Raw genomic sequence first — 16,970 nt, 5'->3', positions numbered from 1 at the left:
CCGTTGCCGCCGCCCGCGGGCTGTGATAGCATGGCACCGCATGGCCGCTGGCCGCGGGCGAGCCGGGCGCGAGGGCGGGCCGGGCCGGCGGCCCGGAGCGGGGTGGACGCCGTGGAGACCGTGCTGTTGGTCCTGCACATCCTCGCGGTCATCGCCCTGATCGCCGTGGTGATCCTCCAATCCGGACGGAGCGCCGGCCTGTCGGGGGCCATCGCCGGCGGCGCGGAGGCGTTCTTCGGCAAGCGCCGGGGCCTGGACCAGTTCTTCGAGCGGATGACCGTGATCCTGGCGGTGGTCTTCTTCCTCACGTCCTTCGTCCTCGGCTACTTCATGGACTGAGGAGCCCAGCCTTGCCCCAGGGGCCCGCAGGGCGCCGCGGGGCCTGTGGGCCCCGCGGCGCCCTGCATCGCGGCCCCGGGTCCCGCATCGCGACCCCGGGCCGCGCATCGCGACGCCGGGCCGCGCATCGCGACCCGGGGCGGTGCACCGCACCGGCCCGGGTCGCCCCCGCGACCGCGCAAGGCTGCGCGTCGTGGCCGTGCGGGGCCGCATCGCGATGACGCGGTCGCCGCCGACCGCATAAGGCTCGGCACCGCGGCCGCGCGGTCGCCCCCGCGACCGCGCGGGTCGCTCCGGCGACCGCGCAAGACCCCGCATCGCACCCGCGCGGGTCGCCCCCGCGAGCGCACAAGACCCCGCATCGCGACCGCGCGGGTCGCCCATGCCTGCGCAGAGCCGCCGATCGGCGGGCCCGCCCACCCGCTGGGGTGGGCGGGCCCGCCGCGTCCTTGGCGTCTTGGGGGATGACAAGCCGACGCCCGGCATAGGACTTCCCAGGAGCCTGCGCGCCCCGGGGCGTCGCAGGGCGCCGAGGGAGGGGTCGTGCCGTGGCGGAGCGGGAACTGGCCCTCCTTGCCCCGGTCGCGGGCCTGTTGGCGCTGGCGGTGGCGCTTGCCATGGCCCGGAGCGTGGCCCGGACCGAGGCCGGCGAGGGCAGGATGGTGGACGTGGCGCGGGCCATCCAGGAGGGCGCCATGGCCTTCCTGGCCCGGGAGTACCAGGTGTTGGTGGTCTTCGTCGGCGGGATGGCCGGGGTGCTGTTCCTGGCGGGGCGCGGGGCGCCCGGGTCGGGCTTCGGTCCGGCGGTGGCGGCGGCCTACCTGCTGGGGGCGACCGCCTCCCTGGCGGCGGGCTACGGGGGCATGCGGGTGGCGACCACCGCCAACGTGCGCACCGCCCGCATGGCCGAGCGGCACGGACTGGCCGGCGCCTTGGCGGTGGCCTTCCGCGGCGGCGCGGTGATGGGGTTGGCCGTGGTGGGCCTCGGGCTGCTGGGGTTGGGACTGCTGTACCTCCTCTGGGTCGACCCGGGGCGGCCCGCGACGCTGGCCGTCCTCAACGGTTTCGCCATGGGCGCCAGCTCCGTGGCGCTGTTCGCCCGGGTCGGCGGCGGCATCTACACCAAGGCGGCGGACATGGGCGCCGACCTGGTCGGCAAGCTGGAGGCGGGCATCCCCGAGGACGATCCCCGCAACCCGGCGGTGATCGCCGACAACGTGGGCGACAACGTGGGCGACGTGGCGGGTATGGGGGCCGACCTGTTCGAGTCCTACGTGGGGTCGCTGGTGGCGGCGGTGGTGGTGGCGGCGGCGGGTGGCGCGGCCAGCTCCGGCGGCGGGGCCGCGGTGGTCTTCCCGCTGGTGCTGGCGGCGCTGGGCGTGGTCGCCTCGCTGCTGGGCATCGCCGTGACCCAAGCCGGCTCGGGTGACGACCCCGCCCGGGCCTTGCGGCGCGGCACGCTGACGGCGGCCTTCGCCCTGGCCGGGGGCGGCGGCCTGGCCGCCGGCTGGCTGGGCCTGCCCCAGGCCGCCGTGGCCATGGTCGCGGGCCTGGCCGCTGGCGTGCTGGTGGGGCTGGTGACGGAGTACTACACCGCCGGCGACCGGCCGCCCGCCCGGCAGGTGGCGCGGTCGGCGGCCACCGGGCCGGCGACCAACGTGCTGGCCGGCCTGGCCGTGGGGATGAAGAGCACGGCCCTGCCGGTGCTGGTGGTGGGGGCGGCCACGCTGGTCGCCCACCACGTCGCCGGGCTGTACGGCATCGCCGTGGCCGCCGTCGGCATGCTGGCGACCACCGGCATCACCGTCGCCGTCGACGCCTACGGCCCCATCGCCGACAACGCCGGCGGCATCGCGGAGATGGCGGGCCTGCCCGCCGAGGTGCGGGCCGTCACCGACCGGCTGGACGCGGTGGGCAACACCACCGCGGCCATGGGCAAGGGCTTCGCCATCGGCTCGGCGGCGCTGACAGCGCTGGGCCTCTTCTCCGCCTACGCCGCCACCACCGGCCTGGGCGCCATCGACCTGCTGGAGCCTCGGGTCATGATCGGCGCGCTGGTGGGGGGGATGCTCCCCATGCTGTTCTCCTCCCTGGCCGTCGAGGCGGTGGGGCGCGCCGCCTTCGCCATGATCGAGGAGGTGCGCCGCCAGTTCCGCGAGCGGCCGGGCATCCTGACCGGGGACGACCGCCCGGACTACGCCCGCTGCGTCGACATCAGCACCCGCGCCGCCCTGGCCCAGATGGTGGCGCCCGGCCTGCTGGCCGTGGCGGCGCCCCTGGTGGTGGGCTGGCTGCTGGGACCGGCGGCCGTCGGCGGGCTGCTGGCGGGAGCGCTGGTCACCGGCGTCCTGGTGGCGATCTTCATGGCCAACGCCGGGGGCGCCTGGGACAACGCGAAGAAGTACATCGAGGGGGGCGCCCTGGGCGGCAAGGGCTCGGCGTCCCACCGGGCGGCGGTGGTGGGCGACACCGTGGGGGATCCCTTCAAGGACACGGCCGGCCCCTCGCTGAACATCCTGATCAAGCTGATGTCGGTGGTGGCGCTGGTGTTCGCCCCGCTCTTCCAGCGCGCCGCCGGCTAGGCGGGCGGGCGGCGTCCCGCGGTCGAGTCCCCGGTCGCGCCGGCGGACGCTGCCGCGGCGGGCGCCCCACGGGGCTTGCGGGCGACGGGGCCTGCGCGGCCGGTGGCCGCCGTGTATCATGGATGTGAATCGGGGTCCCGGGCCGTTCCCGGGCCCGGGAGGGAATGGCATTGCCGAGACGGAGAAGACAGGGGGCCGACGGGTCCGACGCGGATCGCCCGGGCCGCGGCCGCGGGGGGAAGGCCTCCGCGGCCGCCGCGGGGGGCCAGCCGGGGGGTGCGCCCGGGCAGGCCGGTTCCTCCGCCGAAGCCGAATCCGCCATCGCGGCGTGGGAGGAGCGCATCCTCGGCTTCATGCGCGAGCGGGCATACCGGCCGCTGACCGCCTCCCAGCTGGCGGCCGCCATGGGCGTGGACGGGCCCGACGCCGAGTCCGCCTTTCGCGCCGCCCTCGAGCGGCTGGAGGCCGCGGGCCGGGTGGTGCGCACCCGCACCCGGCGTTACGGCCTGCCCGAACGGATGAACCTGGCCGTGGGCGTGCTCCACTGCCACCCCAAGGGGTACGCCTTCCTGATCCAGCCCGACGGCGAGGACGTGTTCATCCCGGCGGAGAACCTGGGCGGCGCCATGCACCGCGACCGGGTCGTGGTGCGCCTGGTGGGTCGGGGGCGGGACGGTCGCAAGCCCGAGGGCGAGGTCATCCGCATCCTGGAGCGGGCCAACCGCGAGCTGGTGGGGCGGCTGGAGGGGCAGCCGGGACGGGACGGCTACGGCTTCGTCACGCCCCTGGACCAGCGGCTCTTCTGGGACGTGTTCATCCCCGCGGGACAGCTGGGCGGCGCCAAGCCCGGCGACATGGTGGTCGTCGAGATCACCCGCTGGCCCGAGAGGCGCCGCGGTCCCGAGGGCCGGGTCGTCCGGGTGTTGGGACCCGCCGACGCGCCGGGCGTCGACGTCGCCGCCATCGTCGCCAAGGCCGGGCTCCGGGTGGAGTTCCCCGCCGCCGCCCTGGCCCAGGCGGAGCGCGTCCCCGAGCGCGTGACCGCCCGGGATCGCCGCGGGCGGCGCGACCTGCGGGACTGGCTGGTGGTCACCATCGACGGCGCCGACGCCAAGGACCTGGACGACGCGGTGTCGCTGCAGCGGCTCCCGGAGGGCGGCGAGGCCGTCTGGCGCCTGGGCGTGCACATCGCCGACGTCTCCCACTACGTGCCGGAGGGCAGTCCCCTGGACCTGGAGGCGCGCCGCCGGGCCACCAGCGTGTACCTGGTGGACCGGGTGGTGCCCATGCTGCCGCCGCGGCTCTCCAACGGCATCTGCAGCCTCAACCCGCGGGTCGATCGCCTGACGGTCTCCGTCGTCATGGACTTCGACGCCCGCGGGCGGCGCGTGGCCTACGAGATCTTCCCCAGCGTCATCCGCAGCCGCCATCGGCTGACCTACGAGGGCGTGCAGCGCATGCTGGAGGGTTCGCCCGACGACCCCGAGGTGCGGGCCCTGCGCGAGCAGCATGCCGACGTGCTGCCCATGCTGGAGGACATGGCCCAGCTGGCCGCGCGCCTGACGGCCCGCCGGGAGCGGCGGGGCAGCATCGACTTCGACATCGCCGAGGTCAAGGTGGTGCTGGACGAACAGGGGATGCCCAGGGAGCTGCTGCGGCGCGAGCGCACGGTGGCCACGCGGATCATCGAGGAGTTCATGATCGCGGCGAACGAGACGGTGGCGGAGCACTGCCACTGGCGCCAGGTGCCCTTCATCTACCGCGTGCACGAGGAGCCCGATCCCGAGGAGGTGGAGGAACTGGCCGCGTTCCTCACCATCCTCGGCTATCCGCTGCCGCCGCGGCGCAAGCTGCACCCGCGCCTCTTCCAGCGGGTGCTCAAGCAGGTGGAGGGGCGCCCGGAGGAGTACCTGGTCAACGCCGTGGTCCTGCGCACCATGAAGCGGGCCCGCTACGCCACCGAGGCGCTGGGTCACTTCGGCCTGGCGGCGCGCTTCTACTGCCACTTCACCTCGCCCATCCGCCGGTACCCCGACCTGGTGGTCCACCGCATCGTCAAGGAGCTGGTCACCCGCGGCAGCCTGCCGCCGGAGCGGGTGGAGCGGCTGGAGGCGATGCTGCCGGAGATCGCCGACCACTGCTCGCAGCAGGAGCGGGTGGCGGAGGAAGCCGAGCGGGAGAGCGTCGACCTCAAGAAGGTCCAGTTCATGGTGGACAAGGTCGGCGAGACGTACCGGGGCATCATCTCCGGCGTGGCGCCCTTCGGCCTGTTCGTCACCCTGCCCAACCTGGTGGAGGGGCTGGTCCATGTCAGCACGCTGACCGACGATTACTATCACTACGAGGAGAAGCTCTACAGCCTGGTGGGCGAGCGCACCCGCCGCACCTTCCGCCTCGGCGACGAGGTGGAGGTGGTGGTGGCCAAGGTCGACCCCGAGGCGCGCACCGTCGACCTGGTCTTAGCGGAGCTGGCCGGGGAGCTGGAAGACTACGCCGGCCGCGCGGCGCGGGCCGGCCGGCGGTCCGGTGGGGCGGGGCGCGACGCCGCGGCCTCCCGCGGCGGGACCGCGGGGCGGGCGGGCGCCGGGGCCGGTCGGGCCCGGCGCGCCGGGGGGACCGCGGCGGCCGGGGCGGCCACGGCGGGGAAGGGCGCGCGGGGATCCACCGCGAAGGTCGAGGCGCGGCGCCGGCGTACCGCGGCGACCGGGCGGCGGCGCGATCGGCGCGGGAGGAACGCGGCCGGCACCCCGGGCGACGCCGCGCAGCCCCCGGGCAAGGCCGCGGCAGCCGAGGCGGCCGCCGCCGCGGAGGGAGCGCGTCGCCGGCGCCGGCGGCGGTGAGGGCGCTGGGCATCCCACGGGACGTCGCGCGCCGGCCGGCCACGGGCCCAGGCGCCGCGGGGGCGGCCGCGCCCGGGCGACGCACCCCATCCCCGGCGGCACCGGCCCGGCAGGGGCCGGCCGGCGACCCCAGGCCGCGGGCGGCGGGAGAGGGGAGCCATGGCGGGACGGGCTGAGGGCGTGCGCCTGATCGCAGACAACCGCAAGGCGCGCCACGACTACTTCATCGACGAGACCTTCGAGGCGGGGCTGGTGTTGACCGGGACGGAGATCAAGTCGATCCGCGCGGGGCGCGTCAACCTGCGGGACAGCCACGCCCGCGTCGAGGGCGGCGAGGTGTGGCTGTACGGCATGCATATCGCGCCCTACGAGCACGGCAACCGGTTCAACCACGAGCCGGACCGCCCGCGGAAGCTGCTCCTGCACCGGCGGGAGATCGACTACCTGGCGGGCCGGGTGCGGGAGCGGGGCTACACCCTGGTGCCGCTGCGCCTCTATCTCAAGGGCGGCTGGGCCAAGGTGGAGCTCGCCCTGGCCCGCGGCAAGAAGCGCTACGACAAGCGGGCCGCCATCGCCCAGAGGGAGGCCCAGCGGCGCATGGCCCAGGCGCTGCGCGCCCGCCGCTGACGGGCATCGGCCGCCGTCGGGCGGGATCGCGCCGACCGGGTGCGCCAGGGCCACGCCAGGGCGTGGTGCCGTGCTATAATGCGGGTAGCCGCCTCCTGTCCTGCCCGCAGGGGGCGGCGTGCAGGGTGCATTGCGGGGGTGATCTTAGATTCGACGCCGGTAGGGTGGGCCGGAGAAGCGAGCCGAGGTGCCGCGCCTCGTTAAACAGCGGCACGGCGATAAGTGCCGACGAAGAGCTTGCCCTGGCTGCTTGATCGATAGCGGCCAAGCCGCGTGAGCCCTCGCCTGCGGGGCTGACGCGGTTCCAACCCAGCAGGCTGGCTGTCGGCTCCGCCCGCAGAGCCGGCGGCGAGATCCCCAAGGCGGGCTGGCCTGCCGCGGACCCTGCCCCTGGGGGCCCGGTGGGCGAGAACCGGACAGGGGCTACGCTCGTAGAGGCTCCGGCTGGCCCGCTGGCGGACCGGGGTGCAAATCCCCGCACCTCCACCGGTTGTCGCGGTCATCGCGGCGCCCCGGGCGGCCGGCCTCGGCCGGCCGCCCGGGGCGCCGGCATGTCGGGGGCGCGCGGAAGGGGTTCCAGGTGTTCGAGGGCACGCGGACCGGGGAGCGGGCGGTCCGTCGCCGGTCGGGGCCGCGGCGCCGGATGCGCCGACGGGGCCCGGTCCGCGAGCCCGGAGGGGAGTCCGATGCAGCGCTGGGTGCTGCACTGCGACCTCGACGCCTTCTTCGCCGCCGTGGAGCAGCGGGACCGGCCCGAGCTGCGGGGGCGGCCGGTGATCGTCGGTGGCGATCCCGGGTCGCGGGGTGTGGTGGCCACCTGCTCCTACGAGGCCCGGGCCTTCGGCGTGCGCTCGGCCATGCCCCTGGCCCAGGCGCGGCGCCTCTGCCCCCATGCCGTGTTCCTCCCCGTGCGCCGCGAGCGCTACGCCGAGGTGTCCCGCCAGGTGATGGCCATCCTGGCGCGGGAGAGCCCGGTCGTCGAACCCGTCTCCATCGACGAGGCGTACCTGGAGGTGGCGGGCGACGGGGTCGCGGCCGCGCGGCGCCTGCGGGAGGCGGTGCGGCGCGAGGTGGGGCTGGCCATGACCGTCGGGGTGGGGCCGAACCGGCTGGTGGCCAAGATGGCGTGCCAGATGGCCAAGCCCGACGGGCTCCTGGCCGTGCCGCCCGAGGGCGTCCAGGCGTGGCTGGCGCCCCAGCCGGTGGAGGCGTTGCCGGGCCTGGGGCCGGCCACGGCCCAGCGACTGCGCCGCGCGGGCATCGCCACGCTGGGGCAGCTGGCGGCGGCCGACCCCCTGGTGCTGCAGCGCCTGCTCAAGGGCCGGGCCGCCGAGCTGCAGGCCCGGGCGCGGGGTTGGGATCCGCGCCCGGTGGGGGTGCCGGCGCCCACCCGCTCCCTCAGCGAGGAGCGCACCTTCGGCCGCGACCGGCAGCCGGCGGCGGTCCTGCCCGTGCTGGCGGAGCTCTGCGAGGAGTTGGGCACCCGCCTGCGCCAGCACGGGTATCGGGCCACCCAGGTGACCCTGAAGGTGCGGTATGCGGACTTCACCACCATCACCCGCAGCCGCGCCCTGCCCCGGCCGATCTGCGCCGATGGCGAGCTGTTCGCCGTGGCGCGGGAGCTCTTGGCGCGCCACGTGCCCGCGGACCGCTGGCTGCGCCTGGTGGGGGTGGCGGCTGCAGGGTTGGTCCACCGCGACGATCCCCAGCAGCTGTCCCTGTGGCCGGGCGACACCCGCAGCCTGCGGCTGGCGGAGGCCGTCGACCGGGTGCGCCGCCGCTTCGGTCGCCGCGCCCTCGGCCTAGCGGCGCGCTGGCTGCCCGGTGGCGAAGGCGAGGCCGCACCGCGGGGCGGTGGGCCGGACCGGACGGCCGGCCGCGCGACGCCGACCGCCGACCGTCGGCGCGCCGGTCCCGCGGCGGCCGGGGCGGGTGCAGGGGGCGGCCGCCCATGGACCCGGTCCTGAGCTACGCGCTGGTGTTCCTGGCGCGGGTCGCCGACGTCAGCCTCAGCACCCTGCGGCTCATGCTGGTCTTCCGCGGGCAGCGGCTGCTGGGCTCGGTGGTCGGGCTCTTCGAGGTGACGATCTACATCCTCGCCCTGGGATTCGTGGTGGAACGCCTGCACGAGCGGCCGCTGACCCTGGTCTTCTACGCCTTGGGGTTCGCCACCGGCAGCTACCTGGGCGGCCTGCTGGAGGAGCGACTGGCCCTGGGGGTGGAGATGGTCCAGGTGGTGCCCCATGGCAGCGGCGGCCGCTTCCTGGCCGACGACCTGCGCCGTCAGGGCTACGGCGTGACCGAGCTGGAGGGACAGGGGCGCGAGGGGCAGCGCACCGTGCTGCTGATCACGGTGGAGCGCAAGGCCCTGCCGCAACTGCTGGAGATCCTGCGGCAGCGCGAGCCCCACGCCTTCGTCACCGTCCTCGACACGCGCCGCGCCATCGGCGGCGTCCGCGGGTTCGTGCGCAAGGGCAAGTGAGCCGGCGGGTCCCGGCGAGGGGGCGCCGCTGCGCGGCGGGTCGGGCGCGCGAGCGCCACCGCGCGCGGTAGGACCGCCGCCCAGGTGCCGCCGTGCGGCGGGACCGGCGCCCAGGCCCTGCCGCGCGCCCGGACCGGCTGACGTGCAGCGGGACCGGCTCCAGGGGACGCCGCCCCGAGGAGGATGCCGATGAACGCCGCCCTGCTGGTCGACTTCGGCAGCACCTTCACCAAGGTGGCCGCCGTCGACCTGGACGAACCGCGCCTGCTGGCGCGGGCCGAGGCGCCCACCACCTACGCCACCGGCCTGGAGCACGGGCTGGACGCCGCCCTGGCCGCGCTGGAGCGGGCCTACGGCGCCCCGCTGCCGCCCTTTCGCCACCGGCTGGCCTGCTCCAGCGCCGGCGGGGGCCTGCGCATGGTGGCCGTCGGCCTCGTGCCCGGGCTGACCGCCGAGGCGGCCCGGCGCGCCGCGCTGGGCGCCGGGGCGCGGGTCCTGGCCACCTTCAGCGGCACCCTCGGGCCGGACGACCTGGACCGACTGGCCGCGCTGGATCCGGAGATCGTGCTCCTGGCGGGCGGCACCGACGGCGGCAACCGCACGGCGCTGCTGGATCTCGCCCGCGCCCTGGCCCGGTGCCCCACGGCCGCTGCGGTGGTGGTGGCGGGGAACCGGGAGGCCGCGCCCGAGGCGGCCGCGATCCTGGAGCGCGCCGGCAAGCAGGCGGTGGTGGTCGCCAACGTGCTGCCGCGGCTGGACACCATCCAGGTGGAGCCAGCGCGGGAGGCGATCCGCCGCGTCTTCATGGAGCGCATCGTGGTGGCCCGCGGGTGGCGGACGGTGGAGGCGCGCCTCGGGGCCATCCTGATGCCCACGCCGGCGGCGGCCCTGCGCGGGGCCGAGCTGCTGGCGGAGGGGGCCGGCGACGCCGCCGGCCTGGGGGAGCTGCTGGTGGTCGACGTCGGCGGCGCCACCACCGACGTCCACTCCGTCGCCGACGGCCGGCCCACCGACGGCAAGACGGTGCTGCGCGGGCTGCCGCCACCTCGCAGCCAGCGCACCGTGGAGGGGGACCTGGGCCTGCGCCACGGCGCCCCCTCGCTGGTGGAGGCCGCCGGCCTGGTGCAGGCGGGCGGCGAGGCCGAGACGTGGCGGCGCCGCGCCCGTCGCCGGGCGGCGGATCCCCCCTTCGTCCCCGGGCCGGACGAACCGGCGGAGCAGGAGGCGGATCAGGAGCTGGCCCGGGCGGCGGTACGGGTGGCGGTGGAGCGGCACGCCGGCCGGCGGGAGCCCCTGGTCACGCCCCACGGGCGGCGCTGGGTCCAGCACGGCAAGGACCTGCGGTCGGTCGGGCACGTCATCGGGACGGGGGGCATCTTCCGCCATGCGCCTGACCCGGCCCGCATCCTCGCCGCCGCCCTCGACCCGGCGGGGGGCGGGCCGGTGCTCAGGCCGCGCCGGGCCGCCCTGTGGGTCGACGGCGACTACCTGCTCAGCCACGCCGGCCTGCTGGCGGAGGTCGACCGGTTGGCGGCCTTGAAGATCCTCAAGGCCGGTCTCGTCCGGGTGGCGTAGCGGGCGCGTCGGGCCGCGCCGGCCTCCGGGCGGGAGCCGGGGCCGGCCTCGGATCCGGGCGCGGGAGCGTGCCGCAGGGCCTGCCGGCTGGCCCGCGGCGGCCGCGGCGGCGGTGGCGGGCGCGACCCGCCAGGACCCCGCCTGGCCCGTGTGCCATGGCCGACCGCCGGGATGCGGGCGGCAGCGGCTGCGGGACGGCGGGATCCCGAAGGGGAGGCGACGGCCTTGGACACCCACCCGAGGGGCGCAAGTGCAGACGGCGACCGCCGGCGGCCGGAGGCCCCGGAACCCGCGGCGCCCGGCTCGCGGGCCGCCGGTCGCCTGGTGCTGGCCACGCACAATCGCGGCAAGGTGCGCGAGCTGGAGCGCCTGCTGGCGGCCGCGGGGCTGCCCTTGGCGGTCACCACCCTCGACGCCTTCCCGACGGTGGTCCTGCCGGAGGAGACGGGGACCACCTTCCTCGAGAACGCGCGCCTCAAGGCCGTGGCCGTGGCCCGGCAGACCGGCCTGCCGGCCCTGGCCGACGACTCCGGCCTGTGCGTGGACGCCCTGGGCGGAAGGCCCGGCGTGCACTCCGCCCGCTATGCGGGACCCGATGCCACCGACGCGGCCAACAACGCGCGACTGCTGGCGGAGCTGGCGGGGGTCCCCGCGGAGCGGCGCACGGCGCGGTTCCGGGCCGTGGTCGTCCTGGCCCTGCCCGACGGCCGCTGGACCTGGGCCGAGGGCGAGACCCGGGGCCGGATCCTGGAGGCGCCCCGGGGTGCAGGGGGCTTCGGCTACGATCCGCTGTTCCTGTCGGACGAACTCGGCATGACCTTCGCCGAGGCCGGCCTCGAGGCCAAGAACCGCGTCAGCCACCGCAGCCGGGCGCTGCGGGCGCTGCTGCCGGCGTTGCGAGCCTGGCTGGTGGACGGTATAGTTAAGTGACGGCGCGGTGCGGCGGGGCGTGGTGCAGGGGCAGCACGCTTGCTTTGGGAGCAAGAGGTCGGCGGTTCGAATCCGCCCGCCCCGACACGACCGGTGCGCGCGGGAGTAGCTCAATGGTAGAGCGCCGGCCTTCCAAGCCGGTGACGCGGGTTCGATTCCCGTCTCCCGCTCAGCAGGGCGCCGCGGCGCGGCGCCGGCCCGCGCCCGTAGCTCAGCGGAAGAGCGACCGCCTTCTAAGCGGGGGGTCGGGGGTTCAAATCCCTCCGGGCGCGCCATCGGGTCTTGCCGGGATGGAACGGGTGCGGGCGCCCCGGCGGGCCCCCGGCGCACGCCGGTCGTGCTCGATCCAGGCGGGTTGTGCTATGATGGGGAGGGCCGGCGCACGTCGGCCGCCTCGCGGCAAGCCGCCCTGCTCGCGGCGGGGCGGGCAGGCCCGGTACCGGCGCGGCGCGGCGGGCAGGCCCGGTACCGGCGGCGCACCGCCCGCGGGCAGCCCTCGACCGCGGCAGGCGCGGCGATGGTGCGCAGGCGTTGCGTGGTGGCTGTAGCTCAGTTGGTTAGAGCGCCAGGTTGTGGCCCTGGAGGTCGGGGGTTCGAATCCCCTCAGTCACCCACGACGGCGGCTCGGAACGCGGCGCGTTCCGAGCCGCCGGTTGCCATGGCGCCCGTCATTCGGGAGCGAAGCGGGCCGCACGGTGGGCGCGCCGCACGCGCACGGACCACGGTGGGGCGTAGCCAAGCGGTAAGGCAGGGGACTTTGGATCCTCGATCGCAGGTTCGAATCCTGCCGCCCCAGCAGGTGGAGGGCCATTAGCTCAACTGGCAGAGCACCCGGCTTTTAACCGGGGTGTTGGGGGTTCGACTCCCTCATGGCCCACCGGGCGGCGATGGAAGGCTCCTGGCGGCACGCGGCGGCACACGCCGCGGTGCCGCCAGGAGCCTTCGCGTGTCCGGCGCTGGGCGTGCACCGCCCCCGCCCGCTACCACGGCCCACCGCCTGCGCCCCGCCGCGACCCGCCGGCCCCCGCGATGCTGGACCGGGATGGACCAGGGCGATGGCGTCCCATCGGAGGACTGCTGGGCATGCCCTCCCCCGCCGGTTCGCTGTCCGAGCACGCATCTTCTGGTCCTTCAGGTCCGATGTCCTGGATGGTCTCGGGGCTTCCTCATGCGCGCGGGTCGCAGGCGGACCGCTGCGCCCTACCCCACGCCTCGCCAGCGCCGGGCGCTGGCCTCCGTGGGGGCGCCGGCCGCTTGGCCTGCAACCTGGGGTCTTGCCCTGGCGAAGGAGCGCCGCCAAGCCCGCGCCCGGGGTGAGGGTGGGGAGGTGCCGTGGACGCTCCCGGCCTTGCGGCGGGCGTGGAACCGTTCAGGCAGCGGTGCCCGGAGCGGCACGCCATTCCCGGATGGGGGCGCGGGGTGCGCCTGGGGCGAAGGCGCCCGGCGCCGACGGAATCCGGTGCGGGCAGCCGGCCCCGTCCGGCCCCCGGTGCTCGGTCCCCGCCGCACCCGGTCGGGTCGCCGGGAGGCCCAGCAGCGGGAACTCCAGCGGGCGCGGCGGTGCTGCAGGAGCCGGGGCCGCAGGCCCTAACGGGTCCGCCGGTGCGGGGGCCGAGGGGCGGTGCGCCGCGGGCGGTGCGGCTGTCCCTCGCCTCCGGTGGCACCACGCTCGCCGCGGGCCGGCCCGCCGCCCCCGCCGCCCGCTGCTCCCGCGCCTCGGGATGGGGCGGGCGCAGCCGGCGTCGGCCGGGCGCCGCTCCCGGCCGGGCGCGCCGGCTGCCGGGCCGGCTGCGCCGGAGCGGGCGCTGGGGCCGTCGGCTGACGGGTCGGGGGTGCCAGCTCCTGCCCGAGGTCCCAGGCCGGCGCCGGGGCCGGGTCGGCCTTCGGCAGGCGGACGCCCGCGGGCGCCGGGGTCGCCGCCGGCGTCCCGGCCGCAGCCGGGGCACGGTCATCGGCGGGCCGGCGGCTCGCCGCGTCTGCACCGCGCCGCGTCCCGCGCCCTGCCGGCCGGCGGCCGCCGCGCCGCCGCAGCCCGTAGACCCCGGCCGCCAGCGCGGTCAAGGCGAGGCCGGCCGCCAGTCCCATCCCCTGGCCGGGCACCAGGGGCATGCCGGCCAGCACGGCGAGCACCAGGAGCAGCACCAGGGCGTTGCTCCAGGGGAAGGCGGGCACCAGCCTCGCCCCTGGCGCCGCGTCGGCCCGCAGCCGCCAGTGGGCGGCGACGATGCTGCCGTAGACCAGCAGCAGGGCGAACCCGCCGGCGCTGACCAGGAACACGTAGACCTGACGGGGCACCACGTACCCCAGCGCGACGCCGCCCAGCATGGCGGCCCCCGAGAAGACGATCCCGCGGCGCGGCACCGTCCCGGGGTCCACCAGCCAGGTGGGCCCCATGCCGTCCTCGGCCAGGGACCGCAGCACGCGGCCCAAGCTGAACATCACGGCCAGCATGGTCGAGAGGATCGCGGTCACCAGCACGCCATTCACCAGGCGCGAGGTGGTCCCGAGCCCGTGGGCCGCCAGGGCGGCCACCAGCGGGCTGGCCGACACGTCCAGGCGCGCCGTCGGGATCAGCGGCAGCAGGCTGCCCACCGCCACGACGTAGAGGCCCGCCAGGGCCAGGGCGGTGCGCCGCGCCGCCCGCAGCACCGTGCGCCGCGGGTCCCGCGCCGACGGCGCCGCCAGCCCGATGACCTCCGTGCCCGCGTACGTGAACATGACCACCAGCATGGCGCCCAGCAATCCGCGCCCGCCCCCGGCCACCCAGGGCTCCCGGGCCAGGGCGCCCCACCCCACGGGTGCGCGCCCGGGCCACAGCCCGGCGATCAGGCTTCCCGCCACCAGGATGAACCCCACCACCGCCAGCAGCTTGATGCCCGCCAGCACGCCCTCCAGGCGCGCCAGCTGGCGCGCGCCCAAGAGGTTCAGGCCCGTCACCGCCAGCACGATGGCGGTGGCCAGCACGGGTCCGGAGGCGTCGGGCCACCAGGTGCGGAGGAACACGGCCGCCGCCGTGGCCTCGCTGGACATCGCCAGGGCCAGCCCGGCCCAGTACACCCAACCCACCACGAAGCCGGCCAGCGGGCCGAAGGCCCGCTGGGCGTAGTCGCGGAAGGAACCGGGGGCCGGGTCCTCCAGCGTCAGGTCGGCGAGGGCCATCAGCACCACGTAGACGACGAGGCCGCCCACGGCGAAGCCCAGCAGCACCGCGGGACCCGCGCTGCGGATGGCCACCGCCGACCCGAGGAAGAAGGCGCCGCCGATGGCGCTGCCGAGGGCGAGCATCGTCATCTGGCCGCTGGTGAGCCCCTGGCCCCGTTCCATGGGATCACCCGCCCGGCGACCTACGCCAGGTCGTCTCCCCGCTGCGCCCGCCCGGTGCGCGCACCGCGGCCGGCCGAGGACCCGGGCCGCCCGTCTTCCCCGTGGGCGGCCCGGACCTTAGCATGGAGCCGGGAGCGGGACCGCATCCGGGGCACGGGGCATGGAGCCGGCAGCGAGACCGCATCCGGGGCACGGGGCGGCCGGGAGCGGGACCCCATCCGGAGCGTCCAGCGGTCGTCCGTGCCGGGCGCCCGTCGGGCGCCCAGTACGGACGACATCCGCCGGGCCGGCGCCCAGCCGCTGCTGCCGTGGCGCCGCGGCGCGACGACCGGGACCGGCCGGCACGGCCCGGGCGCGGCGAGCCCGGCCCCAGCCCGGGCCCCGGCCGCGCGGTGCGGGGCCGTCCCGGCGGGGACGGCTCGTCCCGGTGCGTCCCGGCGGCAGGCGAGGGAGGCGACGCAGTGCGCGGAGAACCGGGCAGGGGAGAGAGGGAGCCAGGTGTCCTCCCGCGGGAGGGGGATGCCCCGCGGCCGGATGGGGATGCCCCGTGGCCGGGCGGGGGCGCCCCGCCGCGGGGTGCGGCGGGGGATGGGGGCGAGCCGGCGGCTGGACCGGGGGCAGCCCGGGCCGGGACAGCGGCGACGGGCGCCGCCCCGCCAGAGCCCGCGCGTCCTGTCGCCGCGGGGCGGCGACAGGACGCGGCGGCCGCCGAGGGGCCGGCCGCAGCCCTGCTGCGGGCCGGGCGCGACGGCCGTCGCGCCCGGGTGCGGGCGCTCCTCGACGCGCACCCCGAGCTGGCCCGCGCCACGGCCCCCAACGGCATGACGCCCCTGCACCACGCGGCCCGGCACGGCTGGACCGACGTGGCCGGCCGCCTGCTGGACCTGGGGGCCGATCCCGATGCCGTCAACCGCTGGGGCCTGGTGCCCCTGCACTACGCGGCGCGGTTCGGCCACCCCGAGGTCGCCGCCCTGCTCCTCGACCGCGGTGCGCGGATCGACGCGCAGGGCGAGGGCGGGCAGACCCCCCTGGACTGGGCCATCGTCTTCGGCCATCCCCAGGTGGCCCGGCTCCTGGTGGAGCGCGGGGCGACCATCGGTCCCTTCGCGGCCGCCGGGCTCGGTGACCTGGAGCGGCTGGAGGCGTGGCTGCGGCGCGATCCCGCGTGCCTGGACGCGCGCAACGACTGGCAGGGCACGCCGCTCCACGTGGCGGCGCTGGCCGGCCAGCGGGCGGCCGTCCGCTGGCTGCTGGACCGGGGTGCGGACCCCCGGGCCCGCGACGCCCGCGGCCGCACGCCGGCCGACCACGCCCGGGACCCCGTCATCCGGCGCTGGCTCGGAAGATCGCCAGGGCCGGCGGCATGAGGAAGGCGGCGCGGTGCGACTCCGGGGTGTACCAACGGGTCCCGTCGGGAGCGGTCCGGGCCGGGCCGGCGGCCGGGTTCGTCCCCTTGGCGCCCCACACGAAGGCCTGGAGCCCGATGAGATAGCTGATGGACGGGCAGAAGTAGACGCCCCGCTGGGGGAAGACCGCCGCCAGGCGCTGCAGGATGGTGGTCAATACGTCGCGATGGATGAAGGGCGACAGCGCCTGCTGGACCAGGCACCCGCCCTCGGCCAGGGCGCGGTGGGCGGTCCGGTAGAACGCCTCGCTGTAGAGGGTGTCCGCCGGCGTGCCGGGGTCGCTGCAGTCCACCAGGATGGCGTCGTAGTGGCCTGCGGGCGCCGCCTCGAGGAAGGCGAAGCCGTCGGCGTAGTGGATGGTGAGGCGCGGGTCGTCCCACGCGCCGGCACCCAGCTGCGGGAGCCACTGGCGGCACACCCGCACCACCGCCTCGTCCAGCTCCACCAGGTGGACCTCTTCGACGTCGCGCCAGCGCGTGACCTCGCGCAGGGTGCCGCCGTCGCCACCGCCGATGATCAGCACGCGGCGGGCGGCGGGCAGGGCCGCCAAGGGCACGTGGACGAGCATCTCGTGGTAGATGAACTCGTCCAGCTCGGCGACCTGGAGGATGCGGTCCAGGAACAGGGCGCGCCCGAAGCGCTCCAGCTCCGCGACCACGATGTCCTGGTAGGCGGACCGTTCGTGGTGGAGCAGGCGCTGCAGGCGCCAACGGATCTCGAACCCGATGGTCTGGTTCTCCACCAGCCACCCGGATTCGGGGTCGACCTGCCACCCAGCCTGGGACACGGCCGTCACTCCTTTGCGTGGTCGTGGTGCGTCCCCGATGGGCCGCGTGCAGCGGGTTCGTCCCCATACACTTTGCCA

11 protein-coding genes, 6 tRNA genes and 1 other RNA gene are annotated in these 16,970 nt (G+C 76.8%); 16 read left to right on the top strand and 2 right to left on the bottom strand.

The genetic code is table 11. The features are described 5' to 3' along the window. The first annotated feature begins 123 nt into the window (after window positions 1–123). The 15 genes from secG to Q5761_RS11525 all read left to right on the top strand — a co-directional run bounded on the left by secG (window position 124) and on the right by Q5761_RS11525 (window position 12,252). The gene (gene secG / locus Q5761_RS11595; RefSeq protein ID WP_207669936.1) at window positions 124–339 is read left to right on the top strand and encodes a preprotein translocase subunit SecG; all 216 of its coding nucleotides are present in this window, start codon (window positions 124–126) and stop codon (window positions 337–339) included. Window positions 340–887: 548 nt separating this feature from the next. Further along, window positions 888–2,921 (top strand): sodium-translocating pyrophosphatase, encoded by a 2,034-nt coding sequence (locus Q5761_RS11590; RefSeq protein WP_135224490.1) that lies wholly within the window; start codon window positions 888–890, stop codon window positions 2,919–2,921. A gap of 164 nt (window positions 2,922–3,085) precedes the next feature. Continuing rightward, entirely contained in the window at window positions 3,086–5,761 is a 2,676-nt protein-coding gene (gene rnr, locus Q5761_RS11585) for a ribonuclease R (RefSeq protein ID WP_318750668.1), read from the top strand. Between the two features lie 159 nt (window positions 5,762–5,920). Next, window positions 5,921–6,388 carry an SsrA-binding protein SmpB gene (gene smpB, locus Q5761_RS11580; protein WP_135224488.1) on the top strand — a complete coding sequence of 156 codons (468 nt, stop codon included), beginning with the start codon at window positions 5,921–5,923 and terminating at the stop codon, window positions 6,386–6,388. A 134-nt stretch (window positions 6,389–6,522) separates the two neighbouring features. After that, window positions 6,523–6,877, top strand: a transfer-messenger RNA (tmRNA) gene (gene ssrA / locus Q5761_RS11575). A gap of 197 nt (window positions 6,878–7,074) precedes the next feature. Continuing rightward, window positions 7,075–8,355, top strand: coding sequence for a DNA polymerase IV (dinB, locus tag Q5761_RS11570; protein WP_318750667.1), 1,281 nt, complete (start codon window positions 7,075–7,077; stop codon window positions 8,353–8,355). After that, window positions 8,340–8,870: a DUF2179 domain-containing protein gene (locus Q5761_RS11565; RefSeq protein WP_135224486.1), complete on the top strand. Its 531-nt coding sequence runs from the start codon at window positions 8,340–8,342 to the stop codon at window positions 8,868–8,870. Before dinB ends, Q5761_RS11565 begins: the two co-directional genes overlap by 16 nt. Before the next feature lie 189 nt (window positions 8,871–9,059). Then, the gene (glmL, locus tag Q5761_RS11560) at window positions 9,060–10,445 is read left to right on the top strand and encodes a methylaspartate mutase accessory protein GlmL (RefSeq protein WP_318750666.1); all 1,386 of its coding nucleotides are present in this window, start codon (window positions 9,060–9,062) and stop codon (window positions 10,443–10,445) included. 321 nt (window positions 10,446–10,766) lie between these two features. Further along, a complete protein-coding gene (locus Q5761_RS11555; protein ID WP_318751653.1) occupies window positions 10,767–11,375 on the top strand; it encodes an XTP/dITP diphosphatase in 609 nt (202 codons plus the stop codon). A 13-nt stretch (window positions 11,376–11,388) separates the two neighbouring features. Further along, window positions 11,389–11,460: transfer RNA gene (locus tag Q5761_RS11550), tRNA-Pro, on the top strand. Window positions 11,461–11,474: 14 nt separating this feature from the next. Continuing rightward, window positions 11,475–11,545 (top strand) — tRNA-Gly (locus Q5761_RS11545). Window positions 11,546–11,575: 30 nt separating this feature from the next. Further along, window positions 11,576–11,650 (top strand) — tRNA-Arg (locus Q5761_RS11540). A gap of 263 nt (window positions 11,651–11,913) precedes the next feature. Beyond that, a tRNA-His gene (locus Q5761_RS11535) sits at window positions 11,914–11,987 on the top strand. A gap of 113 nt (window positions 11,988–12,100) precedes the next feature. After that, window positions 12,101–12,171 (top strand) — tRNA-Gln (locus Q5761_RS11530). 8 nt (window positions 12,172–12,179) lie between these two features. Then, window positions 12,180–12,252, top strand: a tRNA-Lys gene (locus tag Q5761_RS11525). Between the two features lie 710 nt (window positions 12,253–12,962). On the opposite strand, the gene Q5761_RS11520 is transcribed toward Q5761_RS11525, so the two are convergent. Further along, window positions 12,963–14,699 carry an amino acid permease gene (locus tag Q5761_RS11520; protein WP_243123662.1) on the bottom strand — a complete coding sequence of 579 codons (1,737 nt, stop codon included), beginning with the start codon at window positions 14,697–14,699 and terminating at the stop codon, window positions 12,963–12,965. A 461-nt stretch (window positions 14,700–15,160) separates the two neighbouring features. Between Q5761_RS11520 and Q5761_RS11515 the strand changes: the two genes are divergently transcribed. Beyond that, a complete protein-coding gene (locus tag Q5761_RS11515) occupies window positions 15,161–16,066 on the top strand; it encodes an ankyrin repeat domain-containing protein (RefSeq protein WP_305791211.1) in 906 nt (301 codons plus the stop codon). On the opposite strand, the gene speE is transcribed toward Q5761_RS11515, so the two are convergent. After that, window positions 16,023–16,892: a polyamine aminopropyltransferase gene (gene speE / locus Q5761_RS11510; protein WP_135224483.1), complete on the bottom strand. Its 870-nt coding sequence runs from the start codon at window positions 16,890–16,892 to the stop codon at window positions 16,023–16,025. The genes Q5761_RS11515 and speE overlap by 44 nt on opposite strands. Window positions 16,893–16,970: the final 78 nt, after the last annotated feature.

Origin of the sequence: Thermaerobacter composti, from assembly GCF_033582035.1 — a bacterium.
GTDB classification, from domain to species: Bacteria; Bacillota; Sulfobacillia; order Thermaerobacterales; family Thermaerobacteraceae; genus Thermaerobacter; species Thermaerobacter composti.
This window is presented reverse-complemented; position numbering and strand designations above follow the sequence as displayed.